Annotated in this window: 3 protein-coding genes; 1 reads left to right on the top strand and 2 read right to left on the bottom strand. The window is 51.6% G+C overall.

Annotation, left to right across the window (positions count from 1 at the left end):
• Positions 1-105 precede the first annotated feature (105 nt).
• Together hydF and hydG are read right to left on the bottom strand one after the other, a co-directional pair.
• Entirely contained in the window at positions 106-1,311 is a 1,206-nt protein-coding gene (gene hydF / locus RUMCAL_RS04165) for a [FeFe] hydrogenase H-cluster maturation GTPase HydF (protein WP_021681305.1), read from the bottom strand.
• 12 nt (positions 1,312-1,323) lie between these two features.
• Positions 1,324-2,742, bottom strand: a complete 1,419-nt coding sequence (gene hydG / locus RUMCAL_RS04160) for a [FeFe] hydrogenase H-cluster radical SAM maturase HydG (RefSeq protein ID WP_021681304.1) — start codon at positions 2,740-2,742, stop codon at positions 1,324-1,326.
• Positions 2,743-3,194: 452 nt separating this feature from the next.
• On the opposite strand from hydG, the gene RUMCAL_RS04155 reads away from it, so the two are divergent.
• Positions 3,195-5,276 carry a glycosyl hydrolase gene (locus RUMCAL_RS04155; protein WP_040646929.1) on the top strand — a complete coding sequence of 694 codons (2,082 nt, stop codon included), beginning with the start codon at positions 3,195-3,197 and terminating at the stop codon, positions 5,274-5,276.
• The last annotated feature ends 411 nt before the right edge of the window (positions 5,277-5,687 follow it).

Raw genomic sequence — 5,687 nt, 5'->3', positions numbered from 1 at the left:
GCAATACCGCACAATCTTTGTGCGGTATTGCCCTGTATCCTACAGACAGAAAAGAATCCCTGTTCCGGTATGATCCGGAGCAGGGATTTTTATTCCGTGTTTCCTTTATTCCGTGTTTTCCAGGGCTTTCAAAAATGTCAGGCTTCGCTCTAAGATGCCGTTGAGGTAGGCGATCAGTACGCCGTAATTGGTGTAGGGAATGCCCTGTGCAGCGGCTCTCGCGGCACGGGTTTCCATTTCCCGCTGGTTCAGCATACAGCCGCCGCAGTGCACCACAAGGCGGTAGGGCGTGAGATCTTCCGGAAAGCTGTTGCCGGAGGAAAACGAAAACGAAAATTGCTTGCCGGTGTGTGTAGTGATCCAGCGGGGCAGTTTTACTGTGCCGATGTCGTTGCACTGGCGGTGGTGGGTGCAGCCCTCAGAAATGAGGATCCGGCTGTTTTCCGGAAGGGTTTCCAGAGTCTGTGCCGCCTGCATTGCCGGAGCGAGAACGCCCTTATAGCGGGCGAACAAAATGGAAAACGATGTCAGCAAGATCTCCTCCGGCACCAGTGCTTTGACCTGCCCGAATGCCTGACTGTCAGTGACCACCAGCCGCGGCGGCTGTTTCAGTAGGGAAAGGGTGTGAGCCAGCTGTTCCGGCTGTGTCACCAGACAGACGGCAGTCTGATCCAGAATCTCCCGAATTGCCTGTACCTGCGGCAAAATCATACGCCCTTTCGGAGCCGATTCGTCAATGGGAGTGACCAGAAGCACCACGTCCTCCGGTCGGAGCAGGCTGCCGAACAGACTGGACGGCGGTTGCTTTTCGGCATGCTGCTGGTAGAGTTTTCCCAGCTGTTCCTTGAGCATCTGGATACCCTGTCCGGTTCTGGCACTGGCAGCAATGCCGGTTTCCGGAACGTTGTCTGCGATGTCGCATTTGTTCCACACCTGCAACACCGGAATCTGCTGTTGTTCCAGCTGCTGCAAAATGGTATGGTCTGCTTCAGTCATGCCGGTGGAGGCATCGATTACCAGCACAGCCAGATCTGTGTGAGAAAATGCCCGCTTTGCCTGCTGTACCCGCAGTTCTCCCAGTGTGCCGGTGTCGTCCAGACCGGGGGTGTCGATCAGCACAACTGCTCCGATCGGCAGCAGTTCCATTGCTTTTTCCACGGTGTCTGTGGTGGTGCCACAGACAGGGGAAACCACAGAGATCGTCTGTCCGGCAACGGCGTTGATCAGGCTGGACTTACCGGCATTCCGCCGCCCGAAAAAGCCAATGTGTACCCGATTGGCACGGGGTGTCTGGTTGCGGTTCTGTTCCATAAGCGTTTCTCCTTAAAACCGGAAATCTCTTGCCCCTTGCAGGATTTCACGCAGATAGGTTTCGGTTTTGGCACGGACGTTTTCGTTGGGAATTTCCAGAAGCTGCCGCTTCAGCACTTCCTGCCCCAGTGCTCTGGTTTCCGGCGAAGCATAGTCCGCCAGAAATTCCTGTAGGGTAATGAGAGCGTTGGGGTGGCAGCAGTTCTGGATCTGTCCGCTTTTGCAGAGAGCCATGAACCGGTCGCCGGTGCGTCCGGCACGATAACAGGCGGTACAGAAACTGGGGATATAGTCCATTTCCATGAGCCACCGCACCACTTCGTCCAGCGAACGCCGGTCGCTGACATCAAACTGTGCGGAATTGTCATCAGGTGTTTCCGGTATATCGTAGCCGCCGACGCTGGTACGGGAGCCGCCGCTGATCTGGGAAATGCCCAGCGGAAGCAGCCGTTCCCGTACTGCCTGACTTTCCCGTGTGGAAATGATCATGCCGGTGTAGGGGACAGAAATGCGAATGAGGGCACAGATTTTGGCGAAAATATCGTCGCTGATGCCGTTGTCGAAATCGTCGGGGTTGATGTCCTCTGCCTTTTTGATGCGGGGAATGCTGATGGTGTGAGGACCAACGCCGTGGACAGCTTCCAGATGCTCTGCGTGCATGAGAAGCCCTACCAACTCGTAGGGATAATTTTCCAGCCCGAACAACACGCCCAGTCCCACATCATCAATGCCGCCAGCCATAGCACGATCCATGGCTTCGGTGTGGTAGTCGTAATTGTGCTTCGGACCGGTGGGGTGAAGCTTTTCATAGCTTTCCTTGTGATAGGTTTCCTGAAAGAGGATATACGTTCCGATGCCGGCTTCCTTCAGCATGTGGTATTCTTCTTCCGTGGTGGCGGCGATGTTGACATTCACCCGCCGGATTGCTCCGTTTTTGTGGTGAATGTGATAAATGGTGTCGATGCATTCCAGAATGTAAGAGATCGGGTTGTGCAGCGGGTCTTCGCCGGCTTCAATGGCAAGCCGCTTGTGTCCCATGTCCTGCAACGCCGTGACCTCCCGAACAATGTCCTCCTGCGACAGCTTTTTGCGGGAGATGTGCTTGTTCTTGGCGTGATAGGGGCAGTAGGTACATCCGTTGACGCAGTAGTTGGACAGATACAGCGGGGCAAAAATGACAATACGGCTGCCGTAGAAATCCAGCTTGATCTGCCTTGCCAGACGATTCATCTGCTCTGTCACAGCATCATCTTCACAGAGCAGCAGCACCGCCGCCTCCCGATGATTCAGTCCCTTTCGCCGTGCCGCCTTTGCCAGAATTTCTGACAGCAGGGAAGTGTCGTTTTTGTGTGCTCTGGCGTATTCCAGCGTGTCCAGGATCTCTGCATGGTTGATAAATTCTTCCGCCCGAAGGGATTGCGGATTATACAATATGATCGCCGTCCTTTTCTCGTTTTGGCAGTGAAAAACTGCCGGCTACTCTGTTGCTTTACCTGTTAGGAGAAACACCGAGCAAAGCTTGTGCTAAGATGCGTCGTCAGATTTTTTGGCAGATTGCCCAGAAATTCCGCAGGCAGACTTGGTGTCTGGCAAGGGATTTCTGGGCAATATGACGAAAAATCTGCACGCAGATTGCGTGCAAAGCCGTCAGGCGGGCTTTATGCAGTGTTTTCTTAATAATTATAACACCTTCGATTTGCCTTGTCAATTCGACTACGGAAAAATGCCCAGTCCAAAAAACTTTTCCAGAAACCGTTTTGTGACTATTGACAAATTTTCGGAAAGGGTGTATAATTGTTCTATGAAATTCAGCGGCTGTTTTGTGCAATACTGCCGCTGCAGGTTGAGTGATAAACTCTGTAACCAGAAAGGAAGATGGAGCAATGAAGAATTTTTGGAAACGTCTGGGCAGTGCCGGCGTAGCGACAGCACTTTGTCTGGGCATGGCACAGGCAGTGCCGGCGGCTGTGGTATCTGCTGCGGATCCGCTGTTCTCTGCGGAGTGTGAGGATCTGACTTTGTCAAGTGATGCACAGGTTGCAACAAAAGTCTATAATGATGAATATCCGGGTTATACCGGTGCCGGATTTGTCTGGGTCACCAGTTCCGGCACCATGAGCTTTACCATTGATGCACCGGAAACTGGCATGTATCGGCTGATGACCAGATGCATTATGTATCTGGGAACTTCTTCCAGCGACATTCGGGAAGCACAGGTGACTGTTACACGTTCTGACGACAGTACCGCTACCAAGACCGTCAAGATCGCACATACAGATGACTGGAACGATTACAACTGGGGCGATCTGAAGCTGACCAAGGGTGAAAACACCATTACATTCGGCGGCGGCTGGGGCTATTGCCTGTACGACAACATGACTCTGACACAGACACCGAAGCCGGAATATGAAAAGGCAACGGCAACACCGGTAGACCCCAAGGCAACCAAGGAAACCAAGGCTCTGATGTCCTACCTCAAGAGCGTATATGGTTCTCACATCATTTCTGGTCAGCAGGAAATTTACGGCGGCGGGAATGACGGCGATTCCGAAAAGGAATTCAACTACATTAAGGACAATACCGGAAAGCTGCCGGCGATCCGCGGTTTTGACTTTATGAACTACAACCCGCTGTATGGCTGGGAAGACGGCACAACGGAACGTGCAATCAAATGGGCAAAAGAACAGAATGGTATCGTCACTGCATCGTGGCATATCAATGTGCCGATCGATTTTGACAAATACACGCTGGGTGACGAGGTTGACTGGAAGAAATGCACGTATAAGAACTATCAGACATCGAACAGCACTTTCAACACAGCAAACGCAGTCAAGGAAGGCACAAAGGAATACGAGTACTTCCAGGAAGCTATGAAGGATCTGGCAGAACAGCTCCAGAAGCTACAGGATGCCAACGTGCCGATCATTCTCCGTCCACTGCATGAAGCACAGGGCAACGAAGGTAACTACAGCGACGGTACTTCTTGGTTCTGGTGGGGCGACCGCGGAGCAGAAGTATACAAGGAACTGTGGAAGCTGCTGTACACCACGCTGACCGAAGAATATGGTCTGCACAACATCATCTGGGAATACAACAGCTACAACTATGCAAACTCTGATACATGGTATCCGGGTGATGACTATGTAGACATCGTGGCATACGACAAGTATAACTGCGATTTTAACCGCGACGACGGTCAGAGCTCCGGCACACCGAACCTGAGTGCCATTTCTCCGATCTTCAACTATCTGTATGAACTGACCAGCGGCAAGAAAATGGTTGCTATGGCAGAAAATGACTCCATTCCGTCTGAGGAAAACATGGTCATTGAAAATGCCGGCTGGCTGTATTTCTGCCCGTGGTACGGCGATCACCTGATGTCCAGCCAGTATAACGATGCGGCTCAGCTGAAGAAGATGTACACCAGCGATTACTGCATCACACTGGACGAACTGCCGAAAGATCTGTATGGCAATGCAGAACCGGGCACAACTGTAACAACAGATGCAACAACTGATACGACAGCAGAAACTACTACGGAAACGGAAACCACAGCAACTACTTATTTTTCTGTAGTAACCACCACAGAAGATACCGCAGAAACGACTGTGGAAACCACCGTTTCTACTGCGGATACCGAAGAAAGCACAGAAACGACTGTAGAATCTTCTGCAACAGAAACCAGTGCAGACACCACCGCTACAACGGCAAGTGAAACCACAGTTACCACAAAGGGTGCAGTGGAAGCTGCTACATTGTACGGCGACATCAATCTGGACGGCAGAGTAGACATCACTGATGCGGTTCTGCTGAACAAGGCGGCTGCAAATGCGGTATCTCTTTCTGCACAGCAGCAGGCAAACGCTGACTGCGACGAAAGCGGCGAAGTAGACAGCAATGATGCCGTAGTACTGCTGAAGTTCCTGGTATCGATCATTCACACACTGCCGAACAAGGGCGAATAAAGCAACGGATATACGCTGCGAAGCAGTGAAAAAAGTCCTGTTCTCCGTGGAAGGAGAGCAGGACTTTTTGTCGCCTTGTGTTCGCAGGAATCAGGGAAACACTGCATAAAGCTTGTGCGTGCAAAGCCGTCAGGCGGGCTTTATGCGGTATTGCCTTTAGTATCCTCTGAAAATTTTCCGGAGTGTGAGCCAGATGACCCATACGAAAAGTGCCAGCAGAATCAGTTTTACCATGTTCAAAATCCTCCCCGATTTAAAATGTTATCGTATCCCGTATTTGGTAACGCCGATCACCAGAATGATCAGCACGATCACGCCCATAATTCCCATGATTTTTCATCACCTTTCCACATCAGAAGATCGCCGAAAATGACTTTAGGAAACGCTGAATAAAGCTTGTGCGTAAGATGC

The sequence above is a fragment of the Ruminococcus callidus ATCC 27760 genome, from assembly GCF_000468015.1.
Taxonomy (GTDB): domain Bacteria; phylum Bacillota; class Clostridia; order Oscillospirales; family Ruminococcaceae; genus Ruminococcus_C; species Ruminococcus_C callidus.
The sequence above is the reverse complement of the archived record's forward strand: the minus strand, read 5'-3'. Positions and strand labels throughout refer to the sequence as shown.